The organism is Streptomyces sp. NPDC096136, from assembly GCF_044763325.1.
Taxonomy (GTDB): Bacteria; Actinomycetota; Actinomycetes; order Streptomycetales; family Streptomycetaceae; genus Streptomyces.
In genome coordinates this window covers 52,642-72,702 of record NZ_JBIWFZ010000022.1, presented here as the reverse complement: position 1 = coordinate 72,702, position 20,061 = coordinate 52,642, and the positions used below count along the sequence as shown (strand labels likewise).

The window sequence follows — 20,061 nt, the reverse complement described above, 5'->3', positions numbered from 1 at the left end:
GCAGACACGCAGCCGCGAGTGGGCAGCAACGTCAATCCCGAAGCGGCCGATTCGTTCCCCCAGGCGACAGATCAGCGTCACCCAAGAGCCAACTCCCTGATATCACTCATAGCGACGAGATCAATGCATGAAGTGACATGACGGGAGGCCGGGATGGAGACCATCCGGCAACGGAAGCTCAGGCGCTATTTCACCGCGATCGATGCGGACGGCAGCGGTGCCCTCACCCGTGGGGACTTCGAACTCGTCGCGACCCGGTACGTCGATGCGCTCGGACTGGCGGCCGACTCGCGGCAGGCGGAGGAGACCAGGGCTGCGACGCTGAAGATCTGGGACGACTTGATCGCTCCGATGGACGTGAACGGAGACGGCGAGGTCTCTCCTGAGGAGTTCGTCGACGCCCTGGAGAAGTCGCTGGCGACGGACCGCGCAGCGTATGCCGAGTCGATCCGGCCTTCGGCCAACGCGTACTTCGACCTCTGCGACGCGGACGGCAGCGGGGAGGTGGACGAGAAGGAGTACGTCCGTCTCATGGGCGCCGCGTGCGGAATCCCCTCGGAGGAGGCCGCCGCCACATACCGCACGCTCGTACCCGCGGCACGCGATGGGATGACGCGCGAAAGCTGGCACGAGATGCTCCTGTCGTTCTTCTACGACGAGGAGCCCGACTCGGCGGCGAACCACATCTTCGGCCGTCTCTGAACCCACCTGGCGCGTCCCCGTACCGGTCGGTGCGGGGACGCGCCGTGTACCGGCTGCGCCCTGGTGGGCGGCCCTTCAGTCCCTTCCCCTTGGCCTTCGGTGGTGACCGCCTTGCACGGTGTCCGGTTGCAGAACGAGTACTGGCCTGAGTCCGCTGCCGCGATCGTCGGCGTCGCCTGCCGCCTCCCCGGCGGGATCGACGGCCCTGCGGCACTGTCCGGCGCGCTGTTCGCCGGCCGTGATCTGGTCACCCGGGTACCAGAGGACAGGTTCGACCCCGCGTCGTGGACCGGCGCCCCGGCGCGGCCCGGGCTGAGCTACACGGCGGCCGGCGGGTTCCTGGACGACATCGCCGGCTTCGACGCCGCACACTTCGGCATCTCGCCACGCGAGGCAGCCCAGTTGGACCCACAGCAGCGCCTGCTCATGGAGCTGACGGTGGAGGCGTTCGACCACGCCGCCATCGATCCGGCCCAACTGGCCGGCACCGACGGCGCCGTGTACGCCGGGGTTTCCACACGCGGCTACTGGGAGTTGCTGTCGGCGCGCCCCGAAGTCGTCGACGCGCACTCGATGCTGGGTACCATCAGCGCGCACACCGCGAACAGGATCTCCTTCCTGCTGGACTGGCGCGGCCCTTCTCAGGCAATCGACACCGCCTGCTCCTCAGCCTTGGTGGCGGTGCACGAGGCGGCAAGTGCGGTCTCCCGTGGCGAGGTGCCGATCGCCTTGGCGGCGGCCGTGGGCATGCTGCTGAACCCGGCCGACTACTTGGGGTTCTCCAAGGCAGGGCTCCTGTCACCGACGGGACGGTGCCGGGCGTTCTCCGCCCGGGCGGACGGGTTCGTACGGGCCGAGGGGGGCGGGGTCGTCCTGCTCAAGCGGCTGAGTGACGCACTGGCCGACGGCGACCGGGTCCTCGCAGTGGTCGCCGGCTCCGGGGTGAACACCGACGGCGCCTCCTCCCCCGGCGGGCTCACCCAGCCGTCCGTCACCGCACAGCGCAAACTCCTCCGCCAGGTCTACGCCTCCTCCGGAATCAGCCCCGACGAGCTGGTCTACCTCGAGTGTCACGGCACCGGCACCCCGGTCGGAGACCCGGTCGAGTGCCAGGCCATCGGGAAGGCCCTCGGCACCAGACGCCGGGCGGGCCGGAAGCTCCCGATCGGGTCGGTGAAGACCAATCTGGGCCATCTGGAGTGCGCCTCAGGCATGGCAGGACTCCTCAAGGCCCTGCTCGTGCTCCAGAAGGAGCAGATCCCGCCCTCTCTGCATACCCGGCCGCTCAATCCGGGGATCGACTTCGACGCGCTGGGCCTCACGCCGGTCGACACCACCACACCGATCGAGTACGACGGTCCGCTCGTCGCAGCCGGGGTCAACTCCTTCGGGATCGGTGGCGCGAACGCGCACGTGATCCTGGCCCGGCGACTCGACGGCGGGCGAATGCAGCCGCGAGCCGGGCAGGGCTCTGCGCCTGAGAGCACTGGGAAGCTGCCGGTGCTGATCTCCGCCCGGACACCTGAGGCGCTGGCTGAGGCCTGCTGGGCCATGGCGGACCGGCTGCTGTCCGAAGACACCGGCTCCTTGCACGACGTGGCCCACACTTCAATGCGACGTGCACGCCACGAGCACCGCTGCGTCGTAGTGGCCTCCAGCGCGGCCGAGGCCGCGGACAAGCTGTACCGGATCGCCTCGGGGGACACCGCGGCGGGAGCGGCGACCGGTCGCGCCTCCGCTGCCGGAGGCGTCATCGCCTTCGTGTTCTCAGGCAACGGCTCGCAATGGCAGGGCATGGCTCGGGACATGATGGCACCCGACGGCGACGACGCCTTCGCCACGGCGGCGCGTGATGTGTGCCGTGTGCTGTCGCCGATGCTCGGCTGGAAGGTCTCCGACGCACTGGCCTCCGGAACCTACGACCTGGGACGCACCGAGGTAGCGCAGCCACTGCTGTTCGCCGTCCAGGTGGGAATCTGCGCCGCGCTGGCCGCACGCGGGGTCCGACCTGGCGCGGTGGTGGGGCACAGTGTCGGGGAGATCGCGGCCGCCTGGGCGGCCGGGAAGCTCGATCTCGAATCGGCCTGCCGGATCGTGGCGGTCCGCAGCGCCGCACAGGGACGGACGGCAGGTACCGGCGTGATGGCGGCCGCCGCTGTCGGCGAGAGCACCGCGCGCCGCATTGTGGCCGAGGCCGGCGGGAGGGTCGAGCTCGCCGCGGTGAACTCCCCCACTGACGTCACGTTCGCCGGGGACGCCGAGGCGCTGCGGCGGATCGGCGAGAAACTCACCGCCGAGGGGGTGTTCTTCCGCTCCCTGCCGCTCGACTACGCCTTCCACAGCGCGGCGATGGACCCCGTATACAACGAGATCACGACGGGGCTCAACGGGGTCCAGGAGCGCGAGGGGGAGATCCCGTTCTGGTCCACCGTGGCCGGCGGCCTGCTCGACGCTCCCATGGACGCCGGGTACTGGTGGCGGAACATCCGCCACCCTGTCCTCTTCGCCCCGGCGGTCGAGTCCATGCGCGAGGCGGGCACCACGCTCCTCGTGGAGATCGGCCCGCACCCCGTCCTCAAGGGCTACCTCCGGCAAGGTTCCGGCGCGCTGCCCCTGGCCACGCTGACGCGCGCGGAACCCGCGGACCTCGACGGGGTCGCCGCGGCGGTCATCGCCTTCGGAGCCCCGATGGCCGACTCCTGGTTCCCCGTACCCGGGCAGGTGGTCGACCTGCCCTCGTATCCCTGGCAGCGGGAGCGGCACTGGACCGGTGAGCCCTCGTGGTGGAGCGGGGGGCCCGGCGACGGAGTTCTCGCACACCCGCTCCTCGGCGAGCGCGTCCCGGTGCCCGCCCCCTTGTGGTCCGGTGCGGTCGAACCCTCCCGTGTGCCGTGGCTGCTCGATCACCGGGTCGGCGGCGCGGTGACAATGCCCGGCGCGGCCTATCTGGAACTCGCCCTGGCCGCTCTGGCCAGGACCGGCCAGGACGGTCCGCTACGCGTCGACGGGATGACCGTCACGTCAGCGCTGACGTTCGACCCGGCGGAGCAGACCCTGACCGACCTGTCCACGGACCTGCGGGACGGCCTGGTCACCGTCTCCTCCCGGCCACGGACCGAGCAGCACAGGCACTGGAAGGAGCACGCCCGCGCGAGGGTCCGCACCGTAACGGGTGACCGCCCGCAGCCACTGGACCTTCCGGACGTCTCGGCACGGCTCACGCCCGGAAAGGGGCTCACCGGACCGGAGTTCTACGCCATGACCTCCCGGGCCGGCACCGACTACGGGCCGACCTTCCGCTCACTGACCCGGGTACGGCTACACGCGGGTGAGCTTCTCGGAAACTACGCGCTGCCAGCGGCGGTCGCGGCCCAAGCCCGGCACCGGTCCAACGGATACGTGGCACACCCCGCTCTGCTCGATGCGATGGTGCACGCGGGGTCCCCCTTGCTGGAGCGGGTCCGCAGCGGTGACGCGCTGTTCGTTCCGGTGGAGTTCGGGACGGTCACCGTGTGGGCCCCGCCGCCGGAGTATGGGGTGATCCATGTGCGCACCCGTTCGGCAGGACGGCGGGAGGCAGTTTGGGACGTCACCCTGGCCGGCACCGATGGGGAAGTCTTCTGCACGATGGACGGCCTGCGGGTCCAACTGCTCGAAAGCGCCCAGCGGCCCCGGACTGCCCTGTGGAGGATCGTAGAGCAGCCGCACGCAACGGCAACGGCTCTCACCCCGGCACCGAGCGGTGGGAATTGGGCTGTCGCCGCCGATGCCACTGGAGCGGCGCTGGCCGGCCGGATCGCCGACGCACTGCACGCCGGACCGGTCGTTCCCGCACGATCGGGCTGGAGCCTGCCGGACCCTGGCACGGCGGCCGTGGCCCTCGTCCTGGGAGACGACCCGGTGGGCGACCCCCTGGACGAGGCCGTCCGCGCCGGACAACTCATCCGCGACCTGGTCCTCTCTGTTCCGGGACACGTCCTCGACGTCTGGCTGATCACCACCGGCCGCATCGTCGGCGCGGCGGCCTGGGGCACCGCACGGACCGTGGCGAACGAAGAACCGCACACCGTACGCCGCATCTCGGCCACGGACGGTCCGCAGACCGCCCGGACCATCGTCAACCTGCTCACCGCCCCACCGCACGGGGATGACGAGTTCCAGGTGGAGAACGAGCGAGTCACCGTGACCAGGCTCGCGGCGGTGCCGTCACCTCCGCTGCGGAGCAAGCCCCTTCCCCGACCCCGCATGGGCGAACACGCAACGGTCCTGCGGGTCGCCGAGACCGCCATGACGCCCGTCCTGGCCTGGGAACAGATCACTCGGCCAGTACCAGGCCCGGGGCAGACCCTCATCGAGGTGCGGGCCGCCGGGCTGAATTACAAGGACGTCATGCTCTCCACCGGTCTGATGCGTGCGGAGCACGGTCAGATCGACCGGCGTGGCGGAGACACGGACGGCTCACCGCTGTTCGGCCAGGAGTGCGCGGGCGTGATCGCCGCCGTGGGGGCCGGGGTAACAGACTTCGCCCCCGGTCAAAAGGTGATCGCGATCGCACCGGGGTCAATGGCCACCCACACCGTGGCACAGGCATCGGCCACGGTCGCGATGCCCGACGGCCTGACGTTCACCGAGGCGGCCGCCCTGCCCCTGGCGTACGCCACCGCCTACTACGGCCTTGACGTTCTGGCACGGCTGGCTCCGGGAGAGACCCTGCTGCTGCCCGCGGCAGCCGGCGGCGTCGGGCAGGCCGCCCTGGCTCTCGCCACCCGTGCCGGGGCGCGGGTGATCGCCCTGGCCGGGACAGAGGAGAAGCGGAGCATTGCTCGGTCCCTCGGAGCGTGGCACGCGTTCGACTCCCGCACATTAGCCTTCGCCGACCACGTCCGGGCGGTCACCGGCGGCCGCGGTGTGGACGTGGTCCTCAACTCCCTCACCGGAGAGGCCGCCGCCGCAGCCCTCGAACTCCTCGCCCCCGACGGACGGTTCGTCGAACTCGGCAAAAGGGACCTGTACGCGGACGGGCACCTGAGGCTGCACCCTTTCCTGAACACCCTCTCCTACTTCTCCGTCGACCTCGCCCAGCTCATCGAACGCCGCCCCCACACGACCCGGGAGGTACTGGCACAGGTCGCCTCGCTGACAGCCGACGGCGCCATCCCCCGTCTGCCCCACCAGGTCTTCCCCCCGGGCGAGTCGGATGCCGCGTTCACTCTGCTGAAGAGGTCCGCACACACCGGCAAGCTCGTCGTCGACCTCACTGCGGCACCCGGGCCCACACGGTCTCTGCCTGCCTTCGACCCGGAAGGCGGCTACCTCGTCACCGGCGGCACCGCCGGATTCGGCGCCGCGACGGCGCGCTGGCTCCACGAACTGGGCGCGGGGCACATCGTGGTCACCGGACGGACCGGGACCGCGAGGGACCCCCTCCCCGCCGGCAGCACGGTCCTCACCGCCGACGCAACCGACCCCGCCGCCATGGAAGCCGCCGTACAGGCGGCTTCACGGGCCCCCCGCGGGCTCAAGGGCGTCTTCCACTGTGCCGCGCATTACGACGACGCTTCTTTGCGGGACCTCACCCCCGAACGGTTCGCCGCCGTACTCGCCCCAAAAGTCCAGGGCGCGACCCTGCTCGACCACCTCACCCGGGGCATGGACCTCGACCACTTCGTCCTCTACTCCTCAATCGCCGCGCTGATCGGCAACCGGCTCCAAAGCGCTTATGGGGCCGCCAATCTCCACCTGGAATCGGTCGCCACCGACCGGCACCGCCTCGGACTGCCGGCCCTTGCCGTCGGCTGGGGCCCCGTCGCTGGCCTCGGCGTCGTCGCACGCGACGGCCTCACCGAGTCCCTGACCGGGCTCGGACTCGAACCGATCGCCCCCCAGGAAGCACTGCACGCTCTCGGCCACGCCCTCGTCGCACACGCGGACAGCCCGCACCTCGTCATCGCCCGAGCCGACTGGACCCGTCTGGCGGCGATGTTCCCCGGCTGCTCGTCCACCCGCTTCGCCCGGCCCGGCACGGAACCCGGCTCCGCCCGGGGCACCACCCTGGTCCAGGAGATCGCGGCGGCCCCACCAGAGCACCGACGTACACTCGCCACCGAAACGATCAGCTCGATGATCACCGCCGTCACCGACATCCCCCCGGACCGGATTGCCACCGACATCCCCCTCGACCGGCTCGGCATCGACTCCCTGCTGGCCACGGCACTGTCGGTCCGGCTCCACCAGACCTTCGACGTCCACTTCCCGGTGCTGGAGATCATCTCCAGCCGGAGCGTCACCGACCTGTCGAACCGGCTGCTGGCCGCACTGTCCAAGGAGCCTGCCCGATGAACGACTGGCTCGTGAACATCGCCCCCGCCCCGCAGGCCCCGCTCCGCGTCGTCGTCTTCCCGCACGCGGGCGGCCAGCCGAGTTTCTACGCCCGCGCCCTCGGCACGCCATACCGGCCCAAGGCAGACGTGTGGGCGGTCCAGCCGCCGGGGCGCGGCTCCCGAACACGTGAACAGCCCATCAGCGACCTCACCCGGCTCACCAGAATGACGGCCCGCACTCTCGCCGCCACTCAGGACGACCGGCCGACGGCATTCTTCGGGCATTCCAGCGGCGGCATCTACGCCTTCGAAACCGCACGAGCCCTCGCCCGTGCCGGCCGACCTCCCCGCCGGCTCGGAATCTCCGCCATCCCCGCACCCGACCACCCGTACTGGGAAGACACCCTCCCCGCGCTGCTCGCCAACCCCGACGAGGCGTACCGCCGCCTGGGCGCCGGCGCCATCCCCGGCGAACTCGACCACGACCAACAGGCCATGACCGCCTTCATCCGGCTCATCCGGGCCGACGCCCGCCTCTACCAAGCACTCGGCCGACGCCCGCCCACTGCGATGGAGCAGCCCGTCTCGACCTTCGCCGCCACCGCCGATCTCATCGCCCCGCCCACCGAGATGCTCGGCTGGCACAACTGGACATCCGCCACCTGTACGGCACACCACTACGAGGGCGACCACTTCTACATCGCCAAGCAGCTGCGCACCGTTATTGAGGATCTTGCGAACGACATCGACACGTGCCCCCCGTGGGGAGCCGGAGAACCCGGTTCGTGGGAGGTTACTCCAGCTTCCCAAGGCAGACATGGAGCGGTGGAGAAGCCGAATCTCCGTCCTGGAGTCGATCAGCGACAAGTACGAGCTACGAGCACGGACACGTGCCCCCCGTTACCGTCGTCGGTGGTCGGCGGCTCGGGCAGACCGCCGCGAGCGAACTCGGCGATGCCGGGGAGCACCAGGTGGTGCAATTAGCCTTGCTCGGTCAGCACTGGCTCACCGCTCCTGTCCGCTGTCAGCGGCAGATGGGGGCACGGGTACCGAGGCATCGTCTCCCGTGCTCAGTTCGAGGGCGCCGACCGATGTCCACTCGTGCTCCAGGATCGAGTAGGTGATCGAGTCCCGCCAGGCCCCGTGCACGAAGACGTGATCGCGGATCCGCCCGTCCTCGGTCATACCGGCCCGCAGGAGGGTGTGCGCGGATGCCACGTTGAGCGGCGAGCGCGCGGCCCATATGCGATGCAGGCCGAGGGCCTTGAAGCCGAGTGAGCACAGCAGGTGGACGGTCTCCGTACCGAGGCCCTTGCCCCACTCCCCCGGGTTCAGGGCGAACCCGATGGTCGCCGCCTGCTGCGGTTCGGTCGCGAGGCGCGCGTAGCCGATCAGCCGGTGTTCGCCCCGCGGGGTAATGGCCAGGCAGTACTCGGTCCTGGGAGCGTCCTTCGCGGAGCCGATGGACCGGTCGACGATCGCCTGGACTTGGTCGCGGGTGCGGGGCTCGAAGCTGAGGTGCCGGGTGGCCTCGGGGTCGCCGTAGATGGCCAGGAGGGCGGCGGTGTCCTGAGGTTCGACTTCGCGCAGTGCCAGGCGGGGGCCGGCCAAGTGGACTGGGGTCATGCCTGCGGAGCCTACCTGCGGGGTCACCGGACGAGGACGGACGTCGGGGTGGCCGTGAAGACTTCGATCTCCTCGCGGAGGCTGGCCGCCGCCGCGCCTCGGCTTCGCCGACCTTTGGCCTACTGGGCGGCGTGTACTCGCTGGGCGCTGCTGGTGATGCCGAAGTTCCGCTGCTCGATGGGGAGGTCGAGCACGGGCTGGACCGCTTCGATGGCGCCCTCGATCTCGCCGCGGGCGATTCGGGCGAGGTCGGCCTGCGCGCCCGCCTCGTCACCGAAGGCCCACTCGTCCTCCGCGGCGCTGCGGTACGCGGCGACCGCCGCCTCGGACTGGCTCTCGCCGAGCGCCGGGTCCTCGCCGAGGTGCACGGTGACCTCGGCGACGTAGTACAGCTGGCGGGGTACCGGGAAGGTCATGATGCCGCCGAAGGCGTCGAGGTCGTCGGGCTCGGCGGCCGCGCGGGCTTCCTCGGCCTGCTGGATGGCGGCCCGGGTGGCCTCGCCGTCGCCGACAAGAGCGTAAGCGCGGGCGGAGAGACAGGCGAGCCAGACGCTGGTGGTGCCGCGGACGTTGCCTGCCGCACCGAGACCGAGGGTGGCGTATTCGGCGGCCTCGGAAGGGCGCCCGGCCCCATACGAAATGAGCGACTGCAGGGAGCAGACCCAGGCGCGCATCGCGTGGTGGTCTGCGTTGTCGGCGCAGACGAAGGCGGTACGGGCCTGCATCATCGCGGCGTTCGGGTTGCCCAGGTCATGGCTGGCCTTTGCGAGCATGCCGGAGGTGATGCCGGCGAGCAGGTAGAGGTCACGGGCCTGCAGGGGCTTGACCCGGCCGTGCTCCAGCAGCCGGAACGTGAGGTCCTGCACCTCGACCAGATCGCCGAGCAAGGTCGGCAACGCGAGCCAGGGGTAGGCGACGGTGAGCCGTCGAACTTCGTCATGGATCTGGCCCAGGGTCTCCGGGCCGACGCTGCTGCCCTCCGCCAGAGCGGTGAACCTGAGCGCACGACGTGCCGCCATCGCGACCTGCCTCTCCAATTCCGTGGTGCCCGCGTCAAAGCGGGACTCGCTGCTGAACGGGCCACCAGCAGGCAGTGCCGCTGTCTGCTCGGTGGGGAGAAGGACTGATGAGGATCTCAAAATCTCAAATATCGCCATCAGGCGGGACGACGAGCGGGGGTTCGACCGCAGGCGCCGGCAAGGAAGCGCCCGGTGCGGGAGCCAGGAGGAGGCCAACGCCCACGCCGAACATGGCCTCCAGCACTCGGCACTGGTCCGGGTAGGGGCGGGTCTTGACTGCACCGCCGTACCAGCGCTCGAACTGCCGCTTGGAGACCGACAAGCCCTGAAGCCGGCGGTCGTTCTGCTCCACCGCAACCGTGTGCGCGGTCGCTTCGAACCGGAGGCGGAAGGTCTCGTACACCTGCCAGTGCCGCTGCAGCGTCAAGACCCGTAAGAGCGTGGGAGTTTCAGCCACCGCAGATCCTCTCCGTCCCCGTTCGCCTGGTCTGACGATAGCCACGGCCGATCAGCGGGAAACCCGCTCGACTGCTCTGCGGCTCAGATGACGGCAGCCATGACGGCAGTCATGACGTAGGCCGTCATCCTCCGGCGCGTCGCCCCCTCGACGAGGGCGGCTCCATGTCGGCAGTGATGTCGTATCCATGCCTCGGCGCCCACCCCCATGCTGAACGCACTTCGCTTTGCGTGTGGCTCTGACCGCGAAGCGTGAGATCGACAGCTGGATCAGCAGCCCGACTCGATCAACCCATCCACCACCACGCGCACACCCGTCCGCTGCTCGGCGGGCCGGGAACGAGAGGGAACCGATGGAAACTCTGACCGCTCTGGCCGGGAGATCGCCCAGTTGGACGCCGTGGACTCCGCTCAGCTGGAGCGGATGCGCCACGAGGCCCTGACGGCCCAGGCCCCCTGGAAGGCGGGGTACGGCGCCTGCCAGTCGGGGGGCTGGTGGACGACCTCGCTGATGAACGCCTCCGGGGACGCGGCCGACGTGACGATCGGCGACTGCGCGGCCAGGCCGACGGACCTGCTGGCACAGATGCCGGCCACCGCTGCCCTCCTGGCCGAGCTGGGTCTGAAGTACATGTGGGTGCGGCTCGCCCGGTTGGAGGCCAACGCCTTCCTGTGGGAGCACCGCGACTACGACGAGCTCGACCAGGTGGAGCGCCACCGGCTGCGCATCCCGCCGCACACCAACACGTCGGCCTACCCGGTCACCGGCGGCACCAAGGTGAACATGACCGGCGGGCATCTGGCGGCTGACGCCGACGTACGCCCGCGGGGTCTGCAACCTGCTCGGCCCGGACCGGATCCGCCTGATCGCCGACGTGTACGCCGACGACGCCTACCGGCGCCTGGCCCGGCACCCCTCGCTCCACACGACCGCCGCCGAGCCGCTCCCCGCGATCAACGAGATGATCACCGCCGAGCGGCTGCAGGCCGCCCGCGCCATGGCCGACCTGGGCTACACGGAGGCGGCCGAGCGCATCCAGCCCTGGGCCAGGACCGTGGAGCAAATGACCGGAAGCTGATCAACAGTGCCCGAAGTCCAGGAAGCCGCTTTTCACGGCAGGCCGGAAACCCTGCCGGTGAGGTCGGGACACCTCACTGGTGGTGAGCGTCAGGTTCTGGGGTGGTCCGGGATCAGGACCGGCCTGCGCACGGTCAGGCCGAGTGGGCCTTTCGGTGACATCCGCAGAGGGGTCAAGGACGCTTCTTCGTGTGACGCCCGGCGAGGACGGAACCGGCGAGGAGGACGGCTCCGACCGCGTAGGCCCACGGTGCGGGCCAGGAGAGGGCGATGACGAAGAAGGCGGCGCCGGCGGCGGCGAGGCCGGCTTTGACGAGGGCGGTGCGGGTGGCGGCCTGTCGGTCACCGTCGGTTGCCAAGAGTGCTCCTGCGGTGCTGGTGGCCGGGGAAGCAAGGGGGCGGGGAAGCCGCGGGGTGTTCCGGGTCCCGCGGCTCGCCGCCCTCGGGCCGGGGCGGCGAGCAGGGGTGGGGGCTGGTTCAGCGTCGGCCGATGACCACGGCGAACACGGCGAGGGAAACGGTTCCCGCCTTTTCGATCGCAGTGCCAACTGGGCCCCAACTCCCGATGGTCTGGCCGTAGTTCGCGGTGAGGGCCGCCTTGGTGGCGGTGTCCTTTCCCCGGGTCATGTCGACGCCGGTGGCCATTTCGACGACGAGGGGGATCTGGGTGGAGAGGTTGACGGAGCCCTGGAGGGCCTTGCCGGTGATCTTCCCGGCCTTTTCGGACGCGCTGAAGACCCCGGCGCCCTTGGTGCCGAGGTAGTTGAAGACCTTGGTGGCGTCGGACGCCCCGGCGCCACCGGTCTCGGCGAGGAACCTGAGGCCGGCGCGCCGGACGCCGACCGAGGCTTTCGTGGCGAACTTGGCGCCGGAGCCGATGGTCTTCGTGACGGCCGTTCCGGCCTTGAGGCTCTTGGCGACCACTACGGCACCGGGCAGGGCGGCGAAGACGTCGGCAACGAGGCCGACGACGGTGCCCGCGTCCCAGTCGCCCTTCATCACGGCGTCCACGGCGTGGGCGCCCAGGGCGGCGATCGCGGTGACCGCGGCGACGGGGCCGCAGATCGGGGTGAGCACGGGGATGAGAGCCAGCATGCCGGAGACGGCGGAGACGATGCCGAGGATGTCCCCGAACAGTGCCCAGTAGCTGACGCGCGCCTGTTCGGCGGCCTTCCGGGCGGCTTCCGCGGCTTTCCGGGCGGCTTCGGCCTTGAGCCAATCGAACTCGGCACCGCGGGTCTCGATGATCCGGGTGAACTCCCGGTCGGTGAGCAGACACTGCGACTGGAATTCCGCCTGGATCGCGAGGGCCGTGTCGATCAGGTCGTAGAGCCGCTGGTCCTCGATGTACTCCCGGGGGTAGCCGCAGTCCTTCAGACGCCAGTAGGTCCCCTCGAAGCTGCGGCCGCCCATCGCCAGGCTGCGGAGGGGACCGATGTCGCGGGCGATGTCCGGGTGGTGCCACGACATCACTCCCTCGACGCTGCCGTCATCGAACCGGTGGCCGGACGGCCCGGCGGAGGCGCCGGCGTCTTCGCCGGTCTTGTCTTCCTTCCGGGTCTTCCGCGCGGCGGCCTCCTGCGTGAGGCGGGGCAGTGCCTCGACGAAGTCGTGCGCCTGCTTCGCCACCTTCTCGTCGGAATCCAGGTACTCCTGGAACTCGTTGCTCAAGCGGCGGAACGCGTCGAGGATCTGGCCCTCCTGGAAGACGAACATGCGCAGGAGCTGGTCGATGCGGTAGCGCTCGACGTTCGTGAGGGCCTCGGGATCCCAGCCCCAGATCTTCAGCGCGTCCTGTTCGTTGCCGGTGTACATGTTCAGCTCGGAGTGCACAGCCCTGATGATCTTGTCCCTCCCCGGCTCGAACCCCGGGAAGTCGCTGGAGCCGGAGCCCCGGTATCCGAGGCATTCTCCGAACGCGGGCATGTATTCGATCTTCATCATGTTCTCCGTGAGTCGTCCGGCCCGGGACGGGCCGGGGGCGGTCCTGCGGACAAGGGGTGCGGCTCCCGCGGCCTCAGGCCGCGCTCACGCCGGCCTCGGGGAAGGTGATGGTGCGGCAGACCTCGGCGAGGATCTCGACGCAGGAATCCCAGTGGTCGAGGTTCTCCGTGGCGATCGCGAAATCCGCCATGGCCAGCCGGCCCGGGATCGGGACGAAGGCGTGGAGCTGGCGGACGATGGTGGGCCCGCCGCCTTCGGCGAGGAGATTGACCGGCCTCTCCACCTTCCGCTCCTCGGTCAGCAGGACGGCCGGACCGGACTCCAGCACGACGACGCCGACCTCTGCTTCGGGGTAGATGGCACCCATCGTGCGGGCCAGCCGGTGCACCGTCTGCTCGTTCGACAGCTCCGCCGGCCGGGCGGTCACCGTCAGGATCACCGAGGACAGCCTCTCCTTGGGCTCCTCCTCCGTCGGCCCGTACAAGAGCGTTCCGGCGTAGACGGCCCCCGCGGCGGACAGCAGCTCGTACATGGTCTGCTGCGCCAGGACCGCGTGGGCCATCTCGGTGTCGGATGGCCTGGGGTCGACCGTGCTGAGTTGCTTGATCAGCTTGTCCGTGTTCGCCTCCGCCGACAGCTTGAAGTCGATGTCGGTGAACGCGGTCGGAACCTCGAAGCTGATCGGCAGGTCGATGCTGACATCGGGCACGGCGAAACCCCCTGTACGGGTTGCGGATGCGGAATCACCCCATGATCGACATCATCCGAAACGCACCGCAAGGAGACGTTTCCGGCTGGTACGCGCGCTGGCTGGAAACATCTACCTATATTTTCTGTATGGGTTGAATTGATGGGGATTGCGAGCATGGTGACGCCTGAAGACCGGCCGGTTCACACGTCACCCACATGATCAATCAACCTGCCCCGGTCAGGCGCCGACGCGGAAGTCGATCGTGTGGTCCTTGAGGCGGACGGCGGTGTTGGCGGTACTGGACCGGTAGCCGCCCGTCTTGACGGCGTCGGCCAGGGTCAGCGTGTAGGTGCCCAGCGGGAGGCCGTTGAGCGGGAAGGTACGGGTGAAGTCGAGGAGGTAGGGGGGCATGGTGCCCTTGACCGTGATCTGCTCGGTGTGGACCGCCTTCCTGTCGGGAGCGGTCAGGGTAGGCGGGCCGGTCAGGGTCAGGGTCGCGGTGATGGTCGGGACGGACCCGTCGACCATGCGCATGTGTTCCTCACGCCAGGCCAGCGGCTCCGCGTAGTACGGCTTGGCATGGAAGTGGACGGTGGCCTGCTGATAGCCGCCGTCCCAGCCGAGGTCCACCGCCAGGCGCGAGGTCACCTTGCTCGAGGTGACCTTGTCGACCTGGTCGCCGTCGGCGGGGCTGTGGAAGGACTTGTACACGTCCGCATCGGCCTTCGTGCCGGTGTTGATCCAGTCGAACTTGCCCAGCGCGCCGCGCGTCCAGCTGTGCACGTAGGAGTGACTGCCCAGCTCCATCCGGCGCAGGGTGCCCTCCGGGGTCCTCACGCCGCCCTCGGGGGAGTCGATGTGGAACAGGGCTTCACCGAAGGCGCCCTGCGGGAACTCGATATCGGTGGCCACCACCACCTTGAACACGTCCTTGAAGGCCCGCGGGACGAGCGTCCACTGCGCCGGGACCACCTCGCCCGACTTGCTCATGACGCCGGTCAGGGTGTGGCCGTCTTCGCTCTGCTCGGTCACCACGAACCGCGTGTGCGCCGTGAAGAACTCCGCGGCGCCCCCCGCCTCCTCCCCGCAGGTGTAGGCGAACTGTCCGGCGACGGCCTCGGCGAAGGCCTTCTCGTCCCGCGCGTTGAGGCTGTCGACGAAACGACGGACCGCGGGCTGACGCAACTGCTCGACTTTGATCATGGCGAGCAGCGTGGCGCAGCGAGGCCGACCACCGGAACCCGTGCATGGCCCAACCACCCGATCGGCCGACCAAGATCACCACTGGGGCGCCTGACCGGCGCGGGTGGGGATCGGGGCTCGCCGCGCTGTTCGGTGAGGGCTGAGGCGTTCGGTGAGGACTGAGGCCTCAGGTCACACCCTGGCTCCGTGTGGCTTGCCGACCGCGACAGTGCACGACGCACCTAGGGGTTCGAAAGCATCCAGCAGGGCCTGGTGGCGCGGGTGCGGCGCCGGGCGGGGCTCGAGGAGTCCCCATGGGCACATGCCCACTCGGTGACGGTCGTATCGACCTGGTCGCCGTATGCCTCTCGGATTCGTCCGGTCAGATGGTCTTGGCCGAGACAGACCCGCTCCGTAGGGTGCCCGGCCAGCGCGACCAGGGCGTCGCAACTCCACCCACCAGGTGGGCGGTAGCCCCGGGTCGCGGTCGACGCTGCCGGCCGGGGAGATGGACGGCGAGGCGGCGAGGCTCATCTCGTCGACCCGCCACACCACGCCCCGGGCCGGGTCGTGCCATTGGGAACCGGCGAACCATTCCGGGCGCGGCATCCCGTGCACGGCGACCGACGCCTCGATGCCGGTCCAGGCCGCCGAGCTGAGCCGTTCGGGGCGGCACCACGCCAGCCGTGGCCACGTGCCCACCTCGGTCTCAAAGCCGGCTGTGCCGTTGAAGCGGGAGTAGAACCTTCCCTCACCGCAGATGCCCCCCTGATTGGCAACAGACAACCCACCATGCCGAACTCATCAGCGGCTGAATAGCTCACCGCCCGGAGATGGGGTGGGGCGCGTGGGAGGGGTGGATGCGCTGGGGGTGCTTCGTGTGCTCCCCGTGTGTGGATGTGTGGCGTGCGGGTGGCGTGGAGACACTTCGGGGGACGTGGAGGAGTCTTCGTGCGCCCTGGTACCCGATCCACCGGCGGCCCCTGGCCGGCCGATCTCTTTCCTGGTGTCATCTCGGCCCGTGACCGTGTCATGAGGCGGGTCGTCAGCATGGTCGACGAGGGCGGCGCGGTGCGTTCGCCCTGCCGCAGTCGGGTGCTGGAGACGGTGCTGGCATTGCGGCTGCTGGAGGTCACCGATATAGCACCGGACGCTGCCGCCGCCGCGCGGGCGTTCCTGGCCCGCCATGCCGGTGCGGCCGTGGAGCCGGAGCGTTCGTTGGCGGCGGCCGTGCTGAGCCGGTGCGCGCTCTCCGGAGACCTGCTGGGCGGGGTCGTGGGGCGTGTGCCGGACTTCACCGGGAGTCGTAAGCGGGCCCTCGTCCACGCCCTGGGGGCGGTCGTCGACGAGGGGGCGGTAGCTGGGTTCGGCGGCTGGGACGAGGCGGCGTTCTCCCTGTCGGGCCTGCACAGCTGGGCGCGGGTGCAGGTCACTGCCGTCAAGGTGATCCTGGCGTGCGCCGTGGGGCGGCCCGGGGCGGTCACCGATGAGGATGTACGGCGGCTGCAGCACACCCAGCAGGCCGCGCGCGTGTGGGAAGGCAATGTGCTGATCCACCTGTTCGTCCTGCACGCCCTGGCCCGCCTGCCCGGTTCCGGCCCCGTGGTCGCGGCGGGAGTGCGCAAAGCCTTGATGGTCCAGCGGCCGGATGGTGGGTGGCCGTTCGTGACCGATACCGACACCTGGTGCACCGTCACCGCTGGCGTCGCCCTGGCCGCCAACCGGGCCCCGCAGGAGGTGGTGCACCGGGTCGCTGGGCATCTCGAGCGCTGTCAGCAGCCCGCAGGGGGCTGGTCGTACACCGATTGGGCCTGCCAGACCGATGTCGACGACACCTCCGTCGCCGTGCAGTTCCTGCACCAGGCCGGCGCTGTCCGCTATCAGGCGGCCATCCACCGCGGTCTGCGGTCGCTGCGGTCCGTGGTCGGGCCCGACGGCGGCTTCCCCACCTACCTGGCCGGTGGCCCCTCCGAGGCCTGCATGACCGCTGCCGCCGTCGACGCACTCAACCTGCAGCCTGAACGCGACGAGCGGCTCATAGCCGACGCACTGCGCTACCTGGCCGCTCAGCAGGCCGCCGACGGCTCGTTCCCGCCCGACTGGAGCACCAGCCGCCTGCACACCCTCTTCCGCGCCCTGCTGGCAGCCGGCCGCTATCCGGCCCCGCATCCCCCGCACCTGGAGCGCCTGGTCGCACACGGCCGTCGCCTGCTGCGCGAAACGCAGAATGCCGACGGCGGGTTCGGGCAGCAGCCCGCCCACGGCAGCGACCCGATCAGCACGGCCTACGGCTTGACAGCACTGTGCGCCACGGACGACGGCGACCCCGCCGCAGCCGCCCGTGCCGCCGCCTACCTGACGACCGCCGTCCGCGACGACGGCTCCGTCCTCTCGGAACCCGACTCCATAGGCCCGCGCCCGTTCACCTTCACGGTCCCCGCACTCGCGGAAACGTTCACCCTCCTGGCCTTCGGACACCTCACCGAACGTCTCACGACAGCCCCGGCGTACCCGCAGTCACCCCTCCCCGCGCCAGGCGGCCGCCGGTGAGCGCCAACGCGACGACGCCCAACGCGACCAAGCCCTCGGCGGCCGGTGTGCGGATCGCCGCGCTGGACGTCGACGGCACCCTCGTCGACGGCACCCTGGGATGGGCACTGCCCCACAACCTCGTCGCCGACAAGGTGGTCACCACCGACCGCCTCCGGCCCTTCCTCACCTACCTCGACCGCGTCGGCCGGGAAAACCTGGAGCACCCGCCGGTCGCGGCACGTGCCTGGCAGATCTACGCCACCGTCATGACCGGTGTCAGTGCGTCAGCCGCCACGGCGGTCGCCCACCGCACCTGGCTCGAGAAGCGAGCCGACATCCATCCCTTCGCCCCCGCCCTCGTCTCACTGCTGCGCCAGAGTGGATTCGAACCCGTCCTCGTCTCGGTCGGCCCCCACGACCTGGTGGGCCACATCGCCCGTCACCTGGGCATCTCCCGCTACACCGGCACCGTCATGGCCCAGCACCAGGGCACCTATACCGGCACCCTGGCCAGCGCGCCCCTGCGCGACAAGCCCGCCGCCGTGACCGCCACGGCCCTCCCCCACCGCATCGACTGGACGGGCTCCCTGGCCCTGGGCAACTCGCTGCTCGACCTCGAACTCCTCCAGCACGCCGGCACACCCCTCGCCTTCGAACCCAGCCCCGCCCTCCACACCCACGCAGCCCGGCACACCTGGACCATCACGGACCGCCACACCATCCTCGACGTCATCGACCGCTACCTGACACCCGCCGCCCGGAAGCAACACGGCCACGGTGAAGGGCAGATCAGCCGGCCCGAGTGAGTACCGGCGCCCACGGGCCCCAACTCTTGACCGGCCCCGCGCCAAGCAGCGGCACCGGGACCAGAAACTCCAAGACCTCCAAGACCTCGAGGACCTCCAGGACCTCCAGGACCTCCAGGACCTCCAGGACCTCCAGGACCTCCAGGACCTCCAGGACCTCCAGGACCTCCAGAAAGGATGCATCTCCATGGCCTCAGCAGGTTCCCGCCCACGGTCACAGCGTCTTGCCGGGCGCGTCTGCCTCGTCACCGGCGGAGCCGGCGGCATCGGCTGGGCCATCACCCACGCCCTCGCCCGCTCCGGCGCCCACGTCCACGCCTGCGACCTCTCCCCCGCACACCTGGAACGGGCCCGCACCGAACTCGAGACCGCCCGCCTGAGCAGCGACGTCACCCTGACCCAGCTCGACGTCACCGACCACGACGCCCTACGCCACTGGATCAGCAACGCGTACACCACGCACGGCCGGATCGACGTGCTGATCCACAACGCGGCCTTCATCCGCTGGACCGACGTCGAACAGATGACGCCCCAAGAAGCCGAACTGACCATGCGCACCGGCTACGACGCCCTGGTCCACGCCGTCAACGCCGTACTGCCCCTGATGCGCGCCACCGGCGGCGGCCACATCGTCGCCCTCGGATCCGCCGCCGGACGGATCTTCGTCAAAGGCCCCTCAGCCGCCTACGCCGCCACCAAGGCCGCGATCGAGGGATACACCGAGATGCTGGGCCTCGAACTGGCCGGCACCACCATCGGCGTCACCCTCGTACGCCCGGGCGCCGTCAGCGGCACCGACTTCTTCCGCCACCACGTCCCGCCCTCCCGCATGCCGCGCCTAGCCGACTTCCTCCCCAGCACCACCCCCGAACAGGTCGCCCAAGCCATCGCCGACACCCTCGGCACCCGGCGCCGGCACCTCGACATCCCCCGCTACCTCCCGGCGATGTACCGCCTCTACGCCATGGCACCCGGCCTCATGCAGAACCTCACCGCCAAAGGCGGCAACGGCCGCCGCACCTACGCCGGACCCGGAACCGCCACGCCAGCGCAAGACACGCGCGCCCCCCGGCTCCTGCACCGACTAGGCCCCCGCCTCATCGGCCCTCGCCTCTTCGCCTCCCGCCCCGTACGCGTACCGATGACCCGCCTCGACACCCTCCTCCAGCACCACAGCCACGGCCGGATCAGCCTCGGCCGCTACCTCGGCTTCGGATCCCTCCTCCTGACCACTACAGGACACAAAACCGGCCTGCCCCGCGTCACACCGCTGTTCTACTTCCCCCACCAGCAGGGCTACGCGATCGTCGCAACCAACTTCGGCCAGGCCCACCACCCCGCCTGGTCAGCCAACCTCCTCACCCACCCCCAAGCCACCATCACCATCGACGCGGACACCTTCCCCGTCACCGCACGCCTGCTCCACGGCGAGGAACGCACCGAAGCCTGGAAGGCCTTCACCCACGCCGCCCCCGGCTACCAGACCTACGCCGACCGCAGCAACCGCCACATCCGCATCTTCGCCCTCGACAACCCCACCCCATCACCCTGAGAACAAACCCCTCACACCCGGCCGTCGATCGACCTGATGCGTAGCGAGATCGTCTATGGGCAGTACCTGGACGTGATGGCCACCGGACAGCCCACCGCCAGCGTGGAGCCGGCACTGCGCGATGACCTGGCAGGAGCCTTCGGCGACCCGGCC

General features: G+C 70.1%; 15 protein-coding genes. 7 read left to right on the top strand and 8 right to left on the bottom strand.

Going from position 1 to position 20,061, the window contains the following annotated elements; genetic code table 11:
• Nucleotides 1-153 precede the first annotated feature (153 nt).
• From ACIRBY_RS32140 to ACIRBY_RS32130, 3 genes are all read left to right on the top strand, one after another.
• Nucleotides 154-702: an EF-hand domain-containing protein gene (locus ACIRBY_RS32140; RefSeq protein WP_403907334.1), complete on the top strand. Its 549-nt coding sequence runs from the start codon at nucleotides 154-156 to the stop codon at nucleotides 700-702.
• A 102-nt stretch (nucleotides 703-804) separates the two neighbouring features.
• Nucleotides 805-7,041: an SDR family NAD(P)-dependent oxidoreductase gene (locus tag ACIRBY_RS32135; RefSeq protein WP_403907331.1), complete on the top strand. Its 6,237-nt coding sequence runs from the start codon at nucleotides 805-807 to the stop codon at nucleotides 7,039-7,041.
• The gene (locus tag ACIRBY_RS32130) at nucleotides 7,038-8,006 is read left to right on the top strand and encodes a thioesterase II family protein (protein ID WP_403907328.1); all 969 of its coding nucleotides are present in this window, start codon (nucleotides 7,038-7,040) and stop codon (nucleotides 8,004-8,006) included. The genes ACIRBY_RS32135 and ACIRBY_RS32130 overlap by 4 nt, the downstream gene beginning before the upstream one ends.
• Nucleotides 8,007-8,027: 21 nt before the next feature.
• Here ACIRBY_RS32130 and ACIRBY_RS32125 read toward each other — a convergent pair whose 3' ends face one another.
• The 4 genes from ACIRBY_RS32125 to ACIRBY_RS32110 all read right to left on the bottom strand — a co-directional run bounded on the left by ACIRBY_RS32125 (nucleotide 8,028) and on the right by ACIRBY_RS32110 (nucleotide 10,720).
• On the bottom strand, nucleotides 8,028-8,648 hold the full coding sequence (locus ACIRBY_RS32125; RefSeq protein ID WP_403907326.1) for a GNAT family N-acetyltransferase: 621 nt from the start codon (nucleotides 8,646-8,648) through the stop codon (nucleotides 8,028-8,030).
• Nucleotides 8,649-8,767: 119 nt separating this feature from the next.
• Entirely contained in the window at nucleotides 8,768-9,667 is a 900-nt protein-coding gene (locus ACIRBY_RS32120; RefSeq protein ID WP_403907323.1) for a hypothetical protein, read from the bottom strand.
• 124 nt (nucleotides 9,668-9,791) lie between these two features.
• A complete protein-coding gene (locus ACIRBY_RS32115) occupies nucleotides 9,792-10,094 on the bottom strand; it encodes a hypothetical protein (protein ID WP_403907321.1) in 303 nt (100 codons plus the stop codon).
• Nucleotides 10,095-10,534: 440 nt separating this feature from the next.
• Nucleotides 10,535-10,720 carry a hypothetical protein gene (locus ACIRBY_RS32110; protein WP_403907319.1) on the bottom strand — a complete coding sequence of 62 codons (186 nt, stop codon included), beginning with the start codon at nucleotides 10,718-10,720 and terminating at the stop codon, nucleotides 10,535-10,537.
• 278 nt (nucleotides 10,721-10,998) lie between these two features.
• Here ACIRBY_RS32110 and ACIRBY_RS32105 point away from each other — a divergent pair, with 278 nt between their 5' ends.
• The gene (locus ACIRBY_RS32105) at nucleotides 10,999-11,202 is read left to right on the top strand and encodes a hypothetical protein (RefSeq protein WP_403907316.1); all 204 of its coding nucleotides are present in this window, start codon (nucleotides 10,999-11,001) and stop codon (nucleotides 11,200-11,202) included.
• Nucleotides 11,203-11,374: 172 nt separating this feature from the next.
• Here the strand turns inward: ACIRBY_RS32105 and ACIRBY_RS32100 are convergent, their stop codons facing one another.
• The 4 genes from ACIRBY_RS32100 to ACIRBY_RS32085 form a co-directional block, all read right to left on the bottom strand.
• Nucleotides 11,375-11,560 (bottom strand): hypothetical protein, encoded by a 186-nt coding sequence (locus tag ACIRBY_RS32100; RefSeq protein ID WP_403907313.1) that lies wholly within the window; start codon nucleotides 11,558-11,560, stop codon nucleotides 11,375-11,377.
• A 118-nt stretch (nucleotides 11,561-11,678) separates the two neighbouring features.
• Nucleotides 11,679-13,142, bottom strand: a complete 1,464-nt coding sequence (locus ACIRBY_RS32095) for a hypothetical protein (protein WP_403907310.1) — start codon at nucleotides 13,140-13,142, stop codon at nucleotides 11,679-11,681.
• Nucleotides 13,143-13,218: 76 nt separating this feature from the next.
• Complete coding sequence (locus ACIRBY_RS32090; protein WP_403907307.1) at nucleotides 13,219-13,854, bottom strand: hypothetical protein; 636 nt, start codon at nucleotides 13,852-13,854, stop codon at nucleotides 13,219-13,221.
• Nucleotides 13,855-14,073: 219 nt separating this feature from the next.
• A complete protein-coding gene (locus ACIRBY_RS32085; RefSeq protein ID WP_403907304.1) occupies nucleotides 14,074-15,039 on the bottom strand; it encodes a hypothetical protein in 966 nt (321 codons plus the stop codon).
• Between the two features lie 1,011 nt (nucleotides 15,040-16,050).
• Between ACIRBY_RS32085 and ACIRBY_RS32080 the strand changes: the two genes are divergently transcribed.
• From ACIRBY_RS32080 to ACIRBY_RS32070, 3 genes are read left to right on the top strand one after another with little or no spacing between them, the layout of a single operon-like run.
• Nucleotides 16,051-17,568: a prenyltransferase/squalene oxidase repeat-containing protein gene (locus ACIRBY_RS32080; RefSeq protein WP_403907301.1), complete on the top strand. Its 1,518-nt coding sequence runs from the start codon at nucleotides 16,051-16,053 to the stop codon at nucleotides 17,566-17,568.
• Nucleotides 17,565-18,356 carry an HAD family hydrolase gene (locus tag ACIRBY_RS32075; RefSeq protein ID WP_403907298.1) on the top strand — a complete coding sequence of 264 codons (792 nt, stop codon included), beginning with the start codon at nucleotides 17,565-17,567 and terminating at the stop codon, nucleotides 18,354-18,356. Before ACIRBY_RS32080 ends, ACIRBY_RS32075 begins: the two co-directional genes overlap by 4 nt.
• A complete protein-coding gene (locus tag ACIRBY_RS32070; RefSeq protein WP_403907295.1) occupies nucleotides 18,328-19,908 on the top strand; it encodes an SDR family NAD(P)-dependent oxidoreductase in 1,581 nt (526 codons plus the stop codon). The genes ACIRBY_RS32075 and ACIRBY_RS32070 overlap by 29 nt, the downstream gene beginning before the upstream one ends.
• Nucleotides 19,909-20,061 lie beyond the last annotated feature (153 nt).

Excerpts from the sequence above, each read along its gene's own strand:
- ACIRBY_RS32125 (WP_403907326.1), bottom strand. The coding sequence starts at position 8,648 with ATGACCCCAGTCCACTTGGCCGGCCCCCGCCTGGCACTGCGCGAAGTC.
- ACIRBY_RS32120 (WP_403907323.1), bottom strand. The coding sequence starts at position 9,667 with ATGGCGGCACGTCGTGCGCTCAGGTTCACCGCTCTGGCGGAGGGCAGC.
- ACIRBY_RS32130 (WP_403907328.1), top strand. The coding sequence starts at position 7,038 with ATGAACGACTGGCTCGTGAACATCGCCCCCGCCCCGCAGGCCCCGCTC.
- ACIRBY_RS32095 (WP_403907310.1), bottom strand. The coding sequence starts at position 13,142 with ATGAAGATCGAATACATGCCCGCGTTCGGAGAATGCCTCGGATACCGG.
- ACIRBY_RS32085 (WP_403907304.1), bottom strand. The coding sequence starts at position 15,039 with ATGATCAAAGTCGAGCAGTTGCGTCAGCCCGCGGTCCGTCGTTTCGTC.
- ACIRBY_RS32140 (WP_403907334.1), top strand. The coding sequence starts at position 154 with ATGGAGACCATCCGGCAACGGAAGCTCAGGCGCTATTTCACCGCGATC.
- ACIRBY_RS32080 (WP_403907301.1), top strand. The coding sequence starts at position 16,051 with ATGAGGCGGGTCGTCAGCATGGTCGACGAGGGCGGCGCGGTGCGTTCG.